Annotated in this window: 16 protein-coding genes; 7 read left to right on the plus strand and 9 right to left on the minus strand. The window is 69.3% G+C overall.

The window, feature by feature from the left end; all coding sequences use genetic code 11:
• The 4 genes from ilvC to P1Y20_RS04660 form a co-directional block, all read right to left on the minus strand.
• A complete protein-coding gene (gene ilvC, locus P1Y20_RS04645; RefSeq protein ID WP_304447491.1) occupies window positions 1-1038 on the minus strand; it encodes a ketol-acid reductoisomerase in 1038 nt (345 codons plus the stop codon).
• A 24-nt stretch (window positions 1039-1062) separates the two neighbouring features.
• The gene (gene ilvN, locus P1Y20_RS04650; RefSeq protein WP_304447492.1) at window positions 1063-1701 is read right to left on the minus strand and encodes an acetolactate synthase small subunit; all 639 of its coding nucleotides are present in this window, start codon (window positions 1699-1701) and stop codon (window positions 1063-1065) included.
• Window positions 1701-3500 carry a biosynthetic-type acetolactate synthase large subunit gene (gene ilvB, locus P1Y20_RS04655; protein ID WP_304447493.1) on the minus strand — a complete coding sequence of 600 codons (1800 nt, stop codon included), beginning with the start codon at window positions 3498-3500 and terminating at the stop codon, window positions 1701-1703. Before ilvB ends, ilvN begins: the two co-directional genes overlap by 1 nt.
• 327 nt (window positions 3501-3827) lie before the next feature.
• On the minus strand, window positions 3828-5030 hold the full coding sequence (locus P1Y20_RS04660) for a LeuA family protein (RefSeq protein WP_304447494.1): 1203 nt from the start codon (window positions 5028-5030) through the stop codon (window positions 3828-3830).
• A 217-nt stretch (window positions 5031-5247) separates the two neighbouring features.
• Here P1Y20_RS04660 and ilvD point away from each other — a divergent pair, with 217 nt between their 5' ends.
• The 3 genes from ilvD to P1Y20_RS04675 all read left to right on the plus strand — a co-directional run bounded on the left by ilvD (window position 5248) and on the right by P1Y20_RS04675 (window position 8009).
• Entirely contained in the window at window positions 5248-6999 is a 1752-nt protein-coding gene (gene ilvD / locus P1Y20_RS04665; RefSeq protein ID WP_304447495.1) for a dihydroxy-acid dehydratase, read from the plus strand.
• Between the two features lie 232 nt (window positions 7000-7231).
• The gene (locus P1Y20_RS04670) at window positions 7232-7474 is read left to right on the plus strand and encodes a hypothetical protein (RefSeq protein WP_304447496.1); all 243 of its coding nucleotides are present in this window, start codon (window positions 7232-7234) and stop codon (window positions 7472-7474) included.
• A 241-nt stretch (window positions 7475-7715) separates the two neighbouring features.
• The gene (locus P1Y20_RS04675) at window positions 7716-8009 is read left to right on the plus strand and encodes a DUF5779 family protein (protein ID WP_304447497.1); all 294 of its coding nucleotides are present in this window, start codon (window positions 7716-7718) and stop codon (window positions 8007-8009) included.
• Here P1Y20_RS04675 and P1Y20_RS04680 read toward each other — a convergent pair whose 3' ends face one another.
• Window positions 8010-8696: a VOC family protein gene (locus tag P1Y20_RS04680; RefSeq protein ID WP_304447498.1), complete on the minus strand. Its 687-nt coding sequence runs from the start codon at window positions 8694-8696 to the stop codon at window positions 8010-8012. It abuts the gene before it with no gap.
• 103 nt (window positions 8697-8799) lie between these two features.
• On the opposite strand from P1Y20_RS04680, the gene P1Y20_RS04685 reads away from it, so the two are divergent.
• A complete protein-coding gene (locus tag P1Y20_RS04685) occupies window positions 8800-9480 on the plus strand; it encodes a hypothetical protein (RefSeq protein ID WP_304447499.1) in 681 nt (226 codons plus the stop codon).
• Window positions 9481-9562: 82 nt separating this feature from the next.
• Window positions 9563-11659, plus strand: coding sequence for a hypothetical protein (locus P1Y20_RS04690; protein WP_304447500.1), 2097 nt, complete (start codon window positions 9563-9565; stop codon window positions 11657-11659).
• 4 nt (window positions 11660-11663) lie between these two features.
• Here the strand turns inward: P1Y20_RS04690 and P1Y20_RS04695 are convergent, their stop codons facing one another.
• A complete protein-coding gene (locus tag P1Y20_RS04695) occupies window positions 11664-11798 on the minus strand; it encodes a DUF7503 family protein (protein ID WP_304447501.1) in 135 nt (44 codons plus the stop codon).
• Window positions 11799-11952: 154 nt separating this feature from the next.
• Between P1Y20_RS04695 and P1Y20_RS04700 the strand changes: the two genes are divergently transcribed.
• Window positions 11953-12354: a JAB/MPN domain protein-containing protein gene (locus tag P1Y20_RS04700; RefSeq protein ID WP_304447502.1), complete on the plus strand. Its 402-nt coding sequence runs from the start codon at window positions 11953-11955 to the stop codon at window positions 12352-12354.
• Here P1Y20_RS04700 and P1Y20_RS04705 read toward each other — a convergent pair.
• The gene (locus P1Y20_RS04705; protein WP_304447503.1) at window positions 12343-12555 is read right to left on the minus strand and encodes a ribbon-helix-helix domain-containing protein; all 213 of its coding nucleotides are present in this window, start codon (window positions 12553-12555) and stop codon (window positions 12343-12345) included. The genes P1Y20_RS04700 and P1Y20_RS04705 overlap by 12 nt on opposite strands.
• A gap of 86 nt (window positions 12556-12641) precedes the next feature.
• On the opposite strand from P1Y20_RS04705, the gene P1Y20_RS04710 reads away from it, so the two are divergent.
• Complete coding sequence (locus tag P1Y20_RS04710; RefSeq protein WP_304447504.1) at window positions 12642-12971, plus strand: DUF5789 family protein; 330 nt, start codon at window positions 12642-12644, stop codon at window positions 12969-12971.
• Here P1Y20_RS04710 and aglJ read toward each other — a convergent pair.
• Window positions 12948-13982, minus strand: a complete 1035-nt coding sequence (gene aglJ, locus P1Y20_RS04715) for an S-layer glycoprotein N-glycosyltransferase AglJ (protein WP_304447505.1) — start codon at window positions 13980-13982, stop codon at window positions 12948-12950. The genes P1Y20_RS04710 and aglJ overlap by 24 nt on opposite strands.
• A 76-nt stretch (window positions 13983-14058) precedes the next feature.
• Window positions 14059-14244, minus strand: a complete 186-nt coding sequence (locus tag P1Y20_RS04720) for a DUF8595 family protein (RefSeq protein WP_304449498.1) — start codon at window positions 14242-14244, stop codon at window positions 14059-14061.
• Between the last annotated feature and the right edge of the window lie 67 nt (window positions 14245-14311).

Consider the following 14311-nt stretch of genomic DNA (forward strand, 5'->3'; position numbering starts at 1 on the left):
TCAGTCGTCCGCCGGTGTGGTCGCCGTCTCCTCTTCCTCGCCGTCGTCGGCCCACGCGAACAGCGCGCGCAGGTCGGCGCCGACCGACTCGATGTCGTGGTTGATTTCCTTCTCGCGGCGCTGGGTGTAGCTCGGCCGGCCCGTCTGGTTCTCGGAGATCCACTCGCGGGCGAACTCGCCGTTCTGGACGCCCTCGAGCACCTCCTGCATGTTCTCGCGGACGTGGTCGTCCACGATGGCTTCGCCGCGGGTCAACCCGCCGTACTCGGCGGTGTCGGAGACGGAGTTCCACATCTCCGCCATCCCGCCCTCGTACATCAGGTCGACGATGAGCTTCATCTCGTTGAGACACTCGAAGTACGCCATCTCGGGGCTGTAGCCAGCGTCGACGAGCGTCTCGTAGCCGCCCTTGATGAGCGCGGTGATGCCGCCACAGAGGACGGCCTGCTCGCCGAAGAGGTCCGTCTCGGTCTCCTCCTGGAACGTCGTCTCGATGACGCCCGCGCGGGTGCAGCCGATGGCCTTCGCGTAGGCGAGCGCCTCGGCTTTGGCCTCGCCGGTGGCGTCCTGGTACACCGCGAGCAGGCCGGGCGTCCCCTCGTCGGCCTCGAAGTTACGCCGGACGAGGTGACCCGGCGACTTCGGGGCGATCATCGTCACGTCGACGTCCTCGGGCGGACGGATCTGGTTGTAGTGGATGTTGAACCCGTGGGCGAACATGAGCGTGTTCCCCGCCTCGAGTTCGTCCGCGATGTCGTCGAACACCGACGGCTGGACGGTGTCGGGGACGAGCATCGTCACCACGTCGGCCTCGGCGGCCGCCTCGCGGGGCGTACCCACCTTCAGGCCGTCCTCGCGCGCGGCCGACCGCGAGGAGGAGCCCTCGTGGAGGCCGACGACCACGTCAACCCCGCTGTCGGCGAGGTTCTGTGCGTGGGCGTGGCCCTGACTGCCGTAGCCGAGGACGGCTACGGTCTTGCCGGTGATGTTCTCTGACGCTGCGTCGTCGTCGTAGTAGATAGTCGCGTTCTCTGTCATTGTGTATCGTGTGTGTGAATCGGGTTACTCCGAATCGGACGTGCCCATCTCCGTCTGCATGCGCTCGTAGCGCTCCTCCTCGGCGTCGGTCGTCCACTCGTCGCCGCGCGCCAGCGCGGTCTGGCCGGTGCGCGCGAGTTCGCGGATACCGAACTGCCGGTAGGCGTCGATGGCGTCGTTTATCTTCTGTTCGTCGCCGGTGATCTCGACGGTGATGGTCCGCGGGCCGGCGTCGAGCGTCCGGCCGTCGTACATCTGCGTGATGGCGTTGACCTTGTCGGGTTCGTCGCCGTGGACCTTCAAGACGACGAGTTCGCGCCGGATGGCGTCGCCGCCGAGTTCCCGGACCGAGATGACCGGCTGGAGCTTCAACAGCTGTTTCTCCACCTGCCGGACGCCCGGCTCCGGTTCCTCGATGACGAGCGTGATGCGCGCCGTCTCGGGGTTGGTCGTCGAGCCGACGGTCAGCGACTCGATGTTGAACTGCCGGCGGCTGACCAGCCCGGAGACCTTCGCCAGCACGCCGGGTTCGTGATAGACCAGCGCCGAGAGCGCCGTCCGGCGCGGCTCGTGGGTCGCCTCCGCGTGAGGGTCGACCCGGATGCCCTGTGAGGAGCGACGGCCGACCGGCCGGGTGCGCTCCTCGGGTGCGGGACCGTGCATCACAGGTGGTCCTCCGAGAGGGCGAACTGGTCGTTGGCACCGCCGCTCGGCACCATCGGGTAGACGTTCTCGGCGGGGTCGACGAACGCGTCGACCACCGAGGGGCCGTCGTAGTCGAGCGCCGCCTCCAGCGTGTCCGCGACGTCGTCGTAGTCGTCGACGGTGAACCCGCGGGCGCCGAACGCCTCCGCCAGCGTGGCGAAGTCCGGCATCCACCGGTACTCGGAGGCCATCCGTCGACCGCCGAAGAAGGCGTCCTGCCACTGGCGGACCATCCCGATGGCCTCGTTGTTCAGCACGACCACCGTGATGTCGAGGTTCTCGCGGACCGCGACGGAGAGCTCCTGAACCGTCATCAGGAACGAGCCGTCGCCGTCGAAGCAGACGACCTCGCGGTCGGGGGCGGCGAGTTTCGCGCCGATGGCCGCCGGCAGGCCGTAGCCCATCGTCCCCAGCCCGTGCGAGGAGATGTAGGTGCGCGGTTCGGTGTACGTCCAGAACTGCGCGGCCCACATCTGGTGCTGGCCGACGCCCGTGGTGACGAGCGTGTCGTCGGGCGTCATCTCGTCGAGCGCCTCCACGACGAACTGCGGCTTGAGCGGTTCGTCGTCGGGCGTCGTGTAGGACATGGGGTACTCCTCCTTCCACGTCGCGCACTGCTCGCGCCACGTCGCCCACCGGTCGTCGGGACCGTCGGGCAGCGTCTCGAACAGCTGGTCGAGGACGACGCCCGCGTCGCCCACCAGCGGGTAGTCCGCGTGGACGTTCTTCGATATCTCCGCGGGGTCGATGTCGACGTGGACGACGGTCGCGTCGGGTGCGAACGTCTCGATACCGCCGGTGAGGCGGTCGTCGAAGCGCGTGCCGACCGCCAGCAGGCAGTCGGTGTGGCTGATGGCCATGTTCGCGTAGCCGGTGCCGTGCATCCCGGCCCACGACAGACACAGGTCGTGGTCCTCGGGGAACGTCCCGATGCCGGGCATCGTCGTGACGACCGGCACCTCGAACGTCGTCGCGAACCGGCGCAGTTCCTCGCTCGCGTTCGCCTTCGTGACGCCGCCGCCGGCGAGGACGAGCGGTTTCTCGGCACTCGCGAGCGCCTCGGCCGCCCGCTCGACGGCCTGCGGTTCGGCCGCGGGCGCCGCCGCCGCGTCGCGCTCCTCCGGCGGTCGGGCCTCCGTCTCCGCGTTGGTGACGTCCTTCGGGAGGTCGACGAGCGTCGGGCCGGGACGGCCCTCGCCCGCGACCGTGAACGCCTCCGTGACGAGGTCGCCGATGGTCGTCTCGTCGTCCGCGAAGTAGTTCGCCTTCGTGATGGGCCGGGTGACGCCGACGGTGTCGGTCTCCTGAAACGCGTCGTTGCCGACGAAGTTCGTCGGGACCTGCCCCGTCAGCGCGAGCACGGGGTCGGAGTCCATGTTCGCGTCCGCGATGCCCGTCACGAGGTTGGTCGCGCCGGGCCCCGAGGTGGCGAAACAGACGCCCGGCGCGCCCGTGACCTGTCCGTAGGCGTCGGCCGCGTGGGCCGCGCCCTGCTCGTGGGCCATCGTCACGTGGGCGATGTCCGAGTGGTAGAGCGCGTCGTAGACGGGCATGATGGCCCCGCCCTGCACGCCGAAGACGTGCTCGACGTTCGCGCGCTCGAGGGCGGTGACCACCGCCGCCGCACCCGTCGTCCGCTCCGGCGTCGCCGCCGCGTCCTCGGTGGTCGCGTCGGCCTCGCCGCCGGTTTCCCCCGTGGTCTCGGTTTCGGTCTCGGTCTCCTGGCTCGCCGGTCGCGCCGGGCTACCTTCGCTCATGCTGTGCCTCCGGTCGATGTGTGGTGTCGTGTGCTCGCGTCATCGCTGACTGCGGTCGCTGCTCTGAATCGATACGGTAAACGGGGTCTGGGGGAGGATGGTGTAGGGGCTAGGCGGCCCCTACGATTATCGACAGAATCGAGCCGAGCACACCGGTCGCTGCGCGGCCCTGCGGACCCGCGGCGACTGTGCGCGTCATTACTCGCCGTGAGGCGTCCGCCGTCATAAGCCTTCGCCGCGCGGCAAATGTGGCTCCGGGTCGGCGGACGCCGAACCGACCGCCGCGGCCGTCGCTCCTCGTGCGTGCGAACCGCGGTGGGAGACATCTTACTGGACGCCCTCCGTCACCGGTTCCGGTCGGCGGACGCCGACCTCGCGGGCGAAGCGCTCGAAGGTGTCGTCGGTGACGCGCTCCTTGGCGGCCCCGTGGTCCTTCACCCGGCGGGTGACCGCGCGTACCTCCTCGTCGGTCGGCTCGAAGCCGGCGTCGGCGAGGCGCTCGCGGACCGAGTGGGTCCCCGTGTGCTTGCCCATCACCAGTTCGCGCTCGGCGCCGACCATCTCGGGGGTCATCACGCCCGGCTCGAACGTCGCCGAGTTCTCGATGACGCCCGCGGCGTGGATGCCCGACTCGTGGGCGAAGGCGTTGCGGCCGACGACCGGCTTGTTCGCCGGAATCTCCATCGCGCTGGTGCGCTCGACCAGGTCCGCCAGCGCGCGAATCTGGGTCGTGTCGATGCCGGTGTCGACGTCGTAGAGGCTCTCCAGGGCCATCACCACCTCCTCGTAGGCGGCGTTGCCGGCCCGCTCGCCGATGCCGTTGACGCTCACCTGCGCGCTCGCGGCGCCGGCTTCCATCCCGGCGATGGCGTTCGCCGTCGCCAGCCCGAAGTCGTCGTGGGTGTGGACGTCTATCTTCGCGTCCGTGTGCGCGTCGATGGTGGCGATGAGGTCGGCGAAGCGCGTCGGCGTCGCGACCCCGCAGGTGTCGGGGACGTTGATCCAGTCGACGCCAGCCTCGGAGACGGCCTCGACCACCTCGACGAGGAACTCGCCGTCGGTGCGCGTGGCGTCCATCGGGGAGAACATCACGTCGATGCCCGCCTCGCGGACGCGCTCGATGGAGCGAATCGACCGCTCGACGGCCTCCTCACGCGAGGCGTGCATGGAGTCCTCGAGCTGGACGTCGCTCGTGCTGACGAAGACGTGGACCATGTCCACGTCGGCGTCGATGGCGGCCTCGACGTCCGCGTCGACGACGCGCGCCAGCCCGCAGACCGTCGCCGTCGTGTCGGCGGCGATGTCGCGGACGGCGGCGAACTCCGCGTCGGAGTTCACCGGGAACCCCGCCTCGATGACGTGGGTGCCCATCGCGTCCAGACGCGCGGCTATCTCCCGCTTGTCGTCGTACGAGAACGACGTTCGTGGCGACTGCTCGCCGTCGCGCAGCGTAGTATCGAAAATCTGTGCAGTGCTGATCTCGGAGGTGTTACTCAGCGTGCCCTCGAAGAACTCGACCCGCCGGGGCATCCGACGTGTCCTCCGTAATGTTGGACATTGTAACTCACCCAAGCGACGGGAGGGTATTAAAGGTATCTCCGCGGGTCATATTCGCTCCTACCGCCGAGCGGTGTCACGGCCCCGCGACCTGAGCGACGGCGTTCGCCCGTTCGCCTCGCCGCCTCGACTTCCAGCAATTCCTGACTCGGGGTGGGCGTTTATGCCCCCGCGGACGGTTTCGAGTGGTATGAGCCAGCAGCAGCCACGTGACGAGGACCGCGAGGCACCGGGGAAGCCGGAGAAGCCGGCGGGCCTGCGGAGCCGCGAAGTGACCGAGGGGCCGGAGCGCGCCCCCCACCGGTCGATGTTTCGGGCGATGGGGTTCGACGACGAGGACCTCGCCTCCCCGATGGTCGGCGTCGCCAACCCCGCCGCGGACATCACGCCGTGTAACGTCCACCTCGACGACGTGGCCCAGTCGGCCATCGACGGTATCGACGGCGCGGGCGGGATGCCCATCGAGTTCGGCACCATCACCATCTCCGACGCCATCTCGATGGGGACCGAGGGGATGAAGGCGAGCCTCATCTCGCGGGAACTCATCGCCGACTCGGTGGAACTGGTCGCCTTCGGCGAGCGCATGGACGCGCTCGTCACCGTCGCCGGCTGCGACAAGAACCTCCCCGGCATGATGATGGCCGCCATCCGCACCGACCTGCCGAGCGTCTTCCTCTACGGCGGGTCCATCCTCCCCGGCGAGCACGAGGGCCGCGAGGTCACCGTCCAGAACGTCTTCGAGGGCGTCGGCGCCTACGCGCAGGGCGACATGAGCGAGGAGGAACTCGACGACCTGGAGCGCAGCGCCTGTCCAGGCGCCGGCTCCTGCGGCGGGATGTTCACCGCGAACACGATGGCCTCCATCAGCGAGGCGCTCGGCCTCGCCCCCCTCGGTAGCGCCTCCCCCACCGCCGAGAGCGAGGGGCGCGCCGCCGTCGCCCGCCGTGCGGGCGAACTCGCCCTCGACGCCATCGAGAACGACCGCAAGCCCTCCGACATCCTCTCCCGGGAGTCGTTCGAGAACGCCATCGCGCTCCAGGTGGCGATGGGCGGGTCGACCAACGCCGTCCTCCACCTGCTCGCGCTGGCCGCGGAGGCGGACGTCGACCTGACCATCGACGACTTCGACGACATCGCGCGTCGGACACCCAAAGTCGCGAACCTCCAGCCCGGTGGCACCCGCGTCATGAAGGACCTCCACGACGTCGGCGGCGTCCCCGTCGTCGTCCGTCGTCTGCTCGAGGCGGGGCTGTTCCACGGCGACGCCATGACCGTGACCGGGCGCACCGTCGCCGAGGAACTGGCCGAACTCGACCTGCCGGCCGACGAGGACATCGAGGCGGACTTCCTCGCACCCGTGTCCGACCCGTTCGCGGAGGAGGGGGCAATCAAAATCCTGAAGGGGAACCTCGCGCCCGACGGCGCCGTGCTGAAGGCCACCCAGAAGGACGCCCTGCAACACGAGGGCCCCGCCCGCGTGTTCGAGGGCGAGGAGGACGCGATGCGCTACGTCCAGGAGGGACACATCGAGGCGGGCGACGTCATCGTCATCCGTAACGAGGGGCCGCAGGGCGGCCCGGGGATGCGCGAGATGCTCGGCGTCACCGCCGCCGTCGTCGGCCAGGGTCACGAGGACGACGTCGCGCTCATCACCGACGGCCGGTTCTCCGGGGCGACCCGGGGGCCGATGATCGGACACGCCGCCCCCGAGGCGTTCGTCGGCGGCCCCCTCGCCGCGCTCGAGGACGGCGACACCGTCCGCATCGACGTCCCCGAACGCGTCATCGACGTGGACCTCTCCGAGGAGGAACTCGAGGACCGACTCGCCGACTGGGAGCAACCCGACCCGGCCTACGACTCGGGCGTGCTCGCGAAGTACGGCCTCGCGTTCGACTCGGCGGCCAACGGCGCGGTGACGAACCCCGGCGTGAAACGCGACTAGCGGCGTCACCCACGTACTCACTAACTCGTTCGAATCGGGAGCGCGACCACGGCCCGTCGAACCGGAAACGGGCCCGACCGTGCGTCCGACCCGTACTGACCGCCCGAGCGACACGCCCATCGGTGGACGAGTGCGGAACATGTGCGACATAATCTGACTTTTGCGCCTTTTTCAGGTCTAGAATAGCTGATTTTGCAGAAAGTACTTGTACTCTCGAGAGGTTCTGTCGAATATGTCCGGAATGACCTTCCCGACGCGAAAACTGTCCCCTGTCATCGCCGCGTTCTGGATATACGTCGGAATCTGTGGGGCAATCGCGCTCGGAACGACCGAACTGGGTGTCTCCAGCGGCGGGGCGTTTCTGGTGTTCCTCGTCGCCGGCGCAGTCCTGCTGAAACCGTTCCTCTCGCTCTCGCGACGGGTCCTGCCGAGACTCCCTCACGAGCCCGATGGGCGAGTAGAGGAGGCGGAGTGAGGGCCCAGTGGACCGACGCGTCCACGTGCGACTACCGGTCAGTGTCCCGCGGTGCCCCAACTGACGACCCACAGACCGCTCCTGTTCCCGGCGGCCGAGCGACGCGAGGCCGCCCGCGTCGAACCCCCGATAGGGGGTGAGACGCGGTTTGGGTCCAGCTTTTACCAGCGAGGCGCGCTTCGCGCGCCGAGCGCAGTAAAAGGTGGGAGGAGATATGTAGCCCGCCCCCACAAGACCCGGTATGGCCGACTTCGACCTCGACCTGCAGGCGGTCGAGCGCGAGATTGACGAGGCCGCCGAGGCGGGTGACCGCGTCGTCCTCGGCGTGCTCGACGGGACGACGGCGCCGGACGAGTGGACGCGACTGGTCCGGGAGGGCGTGGTCCTCGTCCTCGCCGTCGAGGGCGACGTGAACGAGTTGGCGTCGGGGTTCGCCCGCGAGGTCCGGGACGTCGGCGGCCACCTCGTCCACTTCCGGTCGTTCCTCGTCGTCACCCCCGAGGGGGTCCACATCGACACCGACCGACTGGCCTGACTACTCGAGCAGCGTCACGTAGTGGCCGTCCGGGTCGCACACCCGGACGCGTTCGCCGTCGAGCGGCGCGACCGAGCGCGCCCGCCCCTCGACGCGCGCCGCGGCCGCCGCCGGGTCGTCGGCACCCACGCCGACGTCGACGTGGACGCCGCCGCGCGCGTCCGCGAGGCCGAGGTGCGGTTCCCACAGTTCGAGGTCGAACCGGCCGGTGGTGAGTCGGACGCGTTTTCGTTCCTCACCGCGGTTCGTGACGTCCATCCCGAGGTCGGTGTAGAACGCCTCCGCCCGGTCGAGGTCCTCGACCTCGAGGACGACCTCGAAGACGCCCGAGAGCGCGCCCGCTCCCTCGCCGCGCTGGCCGATCTCGACGCAGTTCCCCTCCACGTCGTAGAAGTAGAGCGAGCGGGCGCTCCCGAAGCGGTGTTCGACGAGGTCGAAGGTGTCGGCGAGTCGGTCCCACCACTCCTCGTAGCGGTCGGGGGGCGTCGCGAGCGCGTAGTGGACGTGGAGGCCGCCGCGCGGGACGCCCGAGGGGGCACGGAGCACGAGGTCGGTCCCGCCGGTGTCGAGGACGGCTTCCGACTCGCGGCGGGTCGTCGGCGAGAGGTCGAGGTGGCGCTCGTAGAACGCCACCGCGCGGTCGAGGTACTTGACTTCGAGCGCCAGCCAACGCAGCGACGAGAGCATGGGGGCGGTTCGAGCGCGGGACGCATAAACCCGCGACGCGCCGGAACCGGCGAGCGCGCCCCGGTTGCCACGGTTTATGTCCCGCGCGGCCGAACCGTCGGGTATGCCGATGAAAGGCTCCGGACGGACGAGCCTGCGCGAGATCGACCGCTTCGACGGGGGGGTGGGCTGGCTCGCCTACCCTGACGAGCGGATGGAGCGGGCGAGTCACGCCCTCGTCGAGGACGGGGGCGTGTGGCTCGTCGACCCGGTCAAGGCGCGGGGGCTCGACGACCTGCTCTCGGACCTCGGGACCGTCCGCGGGGTCGTCGTCCTGCTCGACAGGCACCTGCGGGACGCGGCGGCGCTGGCGCGCGAGTACGGCGTCGCGGTCCACCGCCCGTCGTGGATGTCGTCCGTCGACGACGACCTCGACGCGCCGGTCGACGACCTGGAGGACACCCTCGACGAGACGGGCTACGGCGTCCACAAACTGCTCGACCGGCCCCCGGTCTGGCGCGAGGCGTACCTCTACAACGAGGAGACGGGGACGCTCGTCGTCCCCGAGGCACTCGGTACCTCCACGTACTTCCGGACGGGCGTCGAGCGCATCGGCGTCCACCCCATGCTCCGGCCGTTCCCACCCACCGACCTGCTCGACCTGGACGTCGAGCGGGTGCTCGTCGGGCACGGCGAGGGGGTCCACGACGACGCGACACGGGCGGTCCGTGACGCCGTGCGGAACAGCAGACGGCGGACGCCGGCGCTCTACCTCAAGACGCTCCGGGAATTCGTCCTCGGGTAGAGTGGCGAAGGGGTTTTTACCTGTCGGCCGATTCTACATATCCAACCATGAGTATCGCGGCGGTCGGACGCGGAGGGTCGGCGTGACGTTCGTCACCGTCGAACCCGACGAGGCTTCCGGGGTCGTCGTCGTCGACCGCATCGAGCGGCGACGGTGCCGGCTCCGGACGGCCGGGGCGGTCGACCCGCGGGCGTGCCCCGCCGAGCGCCTGCCCCTGCCGGTCGACGCGGCGGCGACGGTGACGACGCGCGAACTCACCCTCGGCCAGAGCGTCGACACGTACGTCAGGGACACGGACGGTGCGCTCGTCTTCCCGGTGGCACACTTCGAGGAGCGACGCCTCCCCGCGGGGGAAGTGGTCGTCGAACTGAACGCCTCCATCAAGTGCTACCTGTCCCTCCGTGGGCCGGGGACGGTGACCGTCGGGGCGGGCGAGACGACGGTCCGACTGGAGCACGAGGGCGAGGTGGTCGTCGGCGCGCGCTCGTACCACGAGCGTCCCGCGGCGACGGTGACGACGACGGCCGACCCCGACGACGTCTTCGCCGCGCTCTCGACGCTCGGGTCGGCGCTGAAGACGACCACCTGCGAGCGCTCGTTCCCGACGCTGCGCGGCCACCCGCCGGCCATCGAACTCGGCGAGGCGTTGTCGATTCCCGACGGGCTCGAACCGCCCGACACCGGCGTGACGCTCGAACTCCCGCCGACGCTCGAGGCCGGCCTCGTCGCCGCACCCCTCGCGTACTACCTCGGTGCGCGTGTCGAGGTCGGCGACGCGCACGCCCCGCGCATCCGGACCGAGACCGGCTTCAGCTACCCGCTCGACGGACCCGACGGCTACGAACGGACCGTCGAGCGCGTCCTCAGGCACGTCTTCCTGCTCGACTGTCTCGTCCGGACCGAGGGGTTCTACCCCGTCGACCTGGCCGAGCGCCGGACGCTCGAAGGGCGTGCGTCCCTCGACCTCGAATTCGCGGCGCTGTACGACGCGCCGCTCGCCGAGCAGCTCGAGGCGTACCTCGCCGTCCCCTTTGAAGCGCTCGACGCGGTCGCCCCGACGTGGAAGCAGACCGCGCACGTCGAGGCCGTGCCCGCCAGCCTGGAGACCTTGCCGTTCCTCGTCGCGGACCTCGCCGTCGTCCGCACGCCGGCGGGTCACACGCCCGTCGCGGGCGCCGCGAACACGGAGTCGCTCGAGGCGTTCATGCGCGGTGCGGCGACGCGTGGCGCGTCCACGCACGGGCCGGTTCGCGCGACCGAGACGGCCACGTCGACCCCGGACCTCGTCCGGCCCGCGCCGACGGACTCGCTCGAATCGGTCTGGGTCGGTCCCGAGGCGCCCGTCGGTGCGAGCAAGGCCTCCGTGGCGGCCTTCCGGAACCGACTCGACCAGCAGCCGAAGGAGGGTGACATCCGCGTCGCGGTCGTCTGTAACGACGAGACGATGCTCGAGGAACACGCCGGCGCGCGGGGTGCCTACGGCGCGCGCGACGACCTCCCCTACGCCGTCTCGCTCTACCGCGACCTGACGACCGACCGCCTGCGCCTGCTCCTCGAATCGGACGTCGACTACTTCCACTACATCGGTCACATCGACGACGATGGGTTCCGGTGTGCGGACGGCTACCTCGACGCCACGACCGTCGACTCGGTCGGCGTCGACGCCTTCTTCCTCAACGCCTGTTCGTCCTACCGACAGGGGATGGCGCTCATCGAGGCGGGCGCCATCGGCGGTGTCGCCACGCTCGACCCGGTGGTCAGCACCGGCGCGACGACGGTCGGCCGGACGATGGCCCGGCTCCTGAACGGCGGGTTCACCCTCCGGGCCGCCCTCGCCGTCGCCCGCGAGGAGAGCATGGTCGGGGGACAGTACCTCGTCGTCGGCGACGGGAACGTCGACATCGCCCAGCCGGAGAGCGGCGTCCCGATGGTCTGTGAGGTCGAGTCGGTCGGCGACCGCTACGAGATGACCGTCAGGACCTTTCCGACGGACTCGATGGGCATGGGGACGCTGTTCTCGCTCGCGCTCCCGGGGTACGAGACGCGTTCGCTCGTCCCGAACAGTACGCCGACGTTCTCGCTCACGAGGAAGGAGTTCGAGTGGTACCTCGCACTCGACGATGCGCCGGTGCGAATCGATGGAGAATTGACGTTCAGTTCTGACTTTCTCGAAGACTAACTTCTTACGGCCCCGGCGTCGCGCCTCCCTTCGCCGCCAGTGCCGACCCCGCCTGCGAGAGCAGCAGCAGGGCGGAGAACAGGACGCCGGTCATCTTCGGGTGCTCAGCCAGGTACGCCGCGATTGCGTTGTCGGACATTACAGATTTTCCTTGTCGCGCTGAAACTTAAATTTTTTGTCAATTTCGTCGGAATGTTAATACATTCAATTTAGATAGACGTACTCCGACAATTGGCAGACAACGAGGAATTTCGTTCGCGTGACTTAATGTCTCTGGCCGACAACCGTGTACCGTGCTCTACATCACGGCGGGGCTGGTCGAGGGGTTGCTCGCGCTAGCCGACGAGCGCGACCCCGAGGGGGTCACCATCGGCCTCCTGACGACCGAGGCGGGCGCGCTCGAGGGGTCGGTCGACCTCGACCCCGAGACGCAGGTGTTCACGCACTTCTACCTCCCGGAGTCCGCGGAGTCGGTGCGCGCGGTCTTCGGCGTCGACCTCGGCACGCCGCGCACTCAGGGGCGGTTCGTCTCGCACCCGGACGGCTACCTCGGGGTGCGGAAGTCCGACGACCTCCACGAGGTGGTGTTCGTGGCGGTCCCGCCGTGGGAGCGCGTCGTCCCGTTCGGCCGGGACGGGCGACGGCGCGAACTCGTGGTCCTCGACGCCGTCCCGCCGACGGAGTCAGTCGCGTAGGTAGCCGAGGTCCCGGAGTTGCTTGGCGATCTCCTCGAACTCCGCCTCGCTCAGGCCGCCGCGACGCTGGTGCTGGATGACGATGCTCCGCAGGAGAAATCGTACCAGGTCGCTCGTGCTGGAGAAACTCGTCCCCTCGAGGGTCTCCTCGACGCGCTCCGCGAGCGGCTTCGGTATCGACACCGTGGTGTACTCGGTCATCGGTCGATGCGTGGGTCGGGGGCCGCATATGGGTTGTGTCCCGCGATAGCGCAGGGTTTTCGGGGGCTTCGTCCGTACCCCCCGCTATGGGCGTTCGACCACCGACTGACGACTCCACTGACACCCCCGAGACGCTGGCGTTCGGCATCGCCGCGCTCGACGAACGACTCGAGCACGCCGACCTCGGCTTCCCGGCCGACGTCGAGACCGTCCGGGCGGCCATCGGCGACGAGGCGGTCCCCTACGACGGGTCCGGTCGGACGATGACCGTCGCCGAGGCGCTGGACGACGTCGAGGCGACCCGGTTCGACTCCGAGCGCGAGTTCCTCAACGCGCTCCACCCGGTGTTCGAAGCGCAGCGTCGGAACTCCGCGCCGGGGCTGTTCGGTCGGCTACGCTCGCTCGTCCCGTTCTAGCGGTCGGCGCTCGTACCCCTCCGCGGCCTCCCCGACGCCGGCCCCGTCGGTGCGGCGCACCGCGGAGTCGGTGGGAGACGACGGCGATTCGACCTCGAGGCGGTCGGTCAGTTCCTCGAGACGCCGCGTCTGCTCGCGGTTGACCGCGACGATCATGTCCGAGAGGAACCCGAAGGCGAGCAGTTGCGTCCCCAGGAGGATGGCGATACCCGCGACGATGGCGAGCACCTCGTGGGAGATGCGCTGGGTGAACCACTCGAAGCCGACGTACCCGGCCATGGCTCCCCCGAACAGCACGAGGAGTAGACCGACGCTGCCGAAGTAGAACAGCGGGTTGTTGGTCTTCGTCAGCGCGTAGAGCGCGAAGATGATGCGCCCACCGTCGCTCAACGGGTTGAGGTTCGTGTCCGACTCGTCCGGGCGGGCGTGGTACCGGACGGGGACGACGGCCGTCGGGACCCGGTGTTTGACGCACTCGACGGCCAGTTCCGTCTCGATGGTGAAGCCGTCGGCCGTCAGTTCGAAGCGCCTGACCGAGTCCATCGTGAACGCCCGATAGCCGCTCAGGATGTCCGCGAAGTCCCGGCCGTGGACCACCTCGAAGACGGTGTTGATGAGTCGGTTGCCGAAGCCGTTCAGCCAGGTCATCGCCCCGTCGTCCATCTCGGCGAAGCGGTCGCCGATGACGTGGTCCGCGTAGCCCTCGAGCAGCGGTTCGAGCATCCGCTCGGCGTCGCGCGGGTCGTACGTCGCGTCACCGTCTATCATCAGGACGTACGGGGCGGTGATGTACTGGAGCGCCTCGCGGACGGCCTGCCCCTTCCCCGTTCCGGACTGCTCGATGACGCGCGCACCGTGCTCGCGGGCGACGTCCTGGGTGCCGTCGGTCGAGTTGCCGTCGACGACGAGGACGTTGTCGAACCCCTGCTCGGTGAAGCCGTCGACCACCTCACCGATGGTCTCGGCTTCCTGGTAGGTGGGCACGAGGACGCACACCTGCGAGTCGGTCATTGAGGGAAATCTACCACGGACCCGCAAAAACCCCTCGGCCGACCGTGAGCCGCGCTACCGGGAGTCGAAGCGCCGCTCACCGCGTCGGTTCGACGACCTCTCGGTCCGCACCGACGTCGGTCTCCGCATCGGTCGCCGCCTCCCCCCGCCGCTCGCTCAGGTGTTCCCACACCTCGGTGCAGCCACAGCCGTCCGCCAGGCCGTCGAAGTGGCGCCGGTCGTCGTCGCTGGGGTCGTCGGTCGGAGGCTCGTTGGGCGTCATGGTTACTCGGTCGTCGAGTAAATCAGCTCGCGTGAATATAACTCTTCGGGCAGGTGGCACGACGGGC

This window comes from Halomarina ordinaria (genome assembly GCF_030553305.1).
Classification (GTDB): domain Archaea; phylum Halobacteriota; class Halobacteria; order Halobacteriales; family Haloarculaceae; genus Halomarina; species Halomarina ordinaria.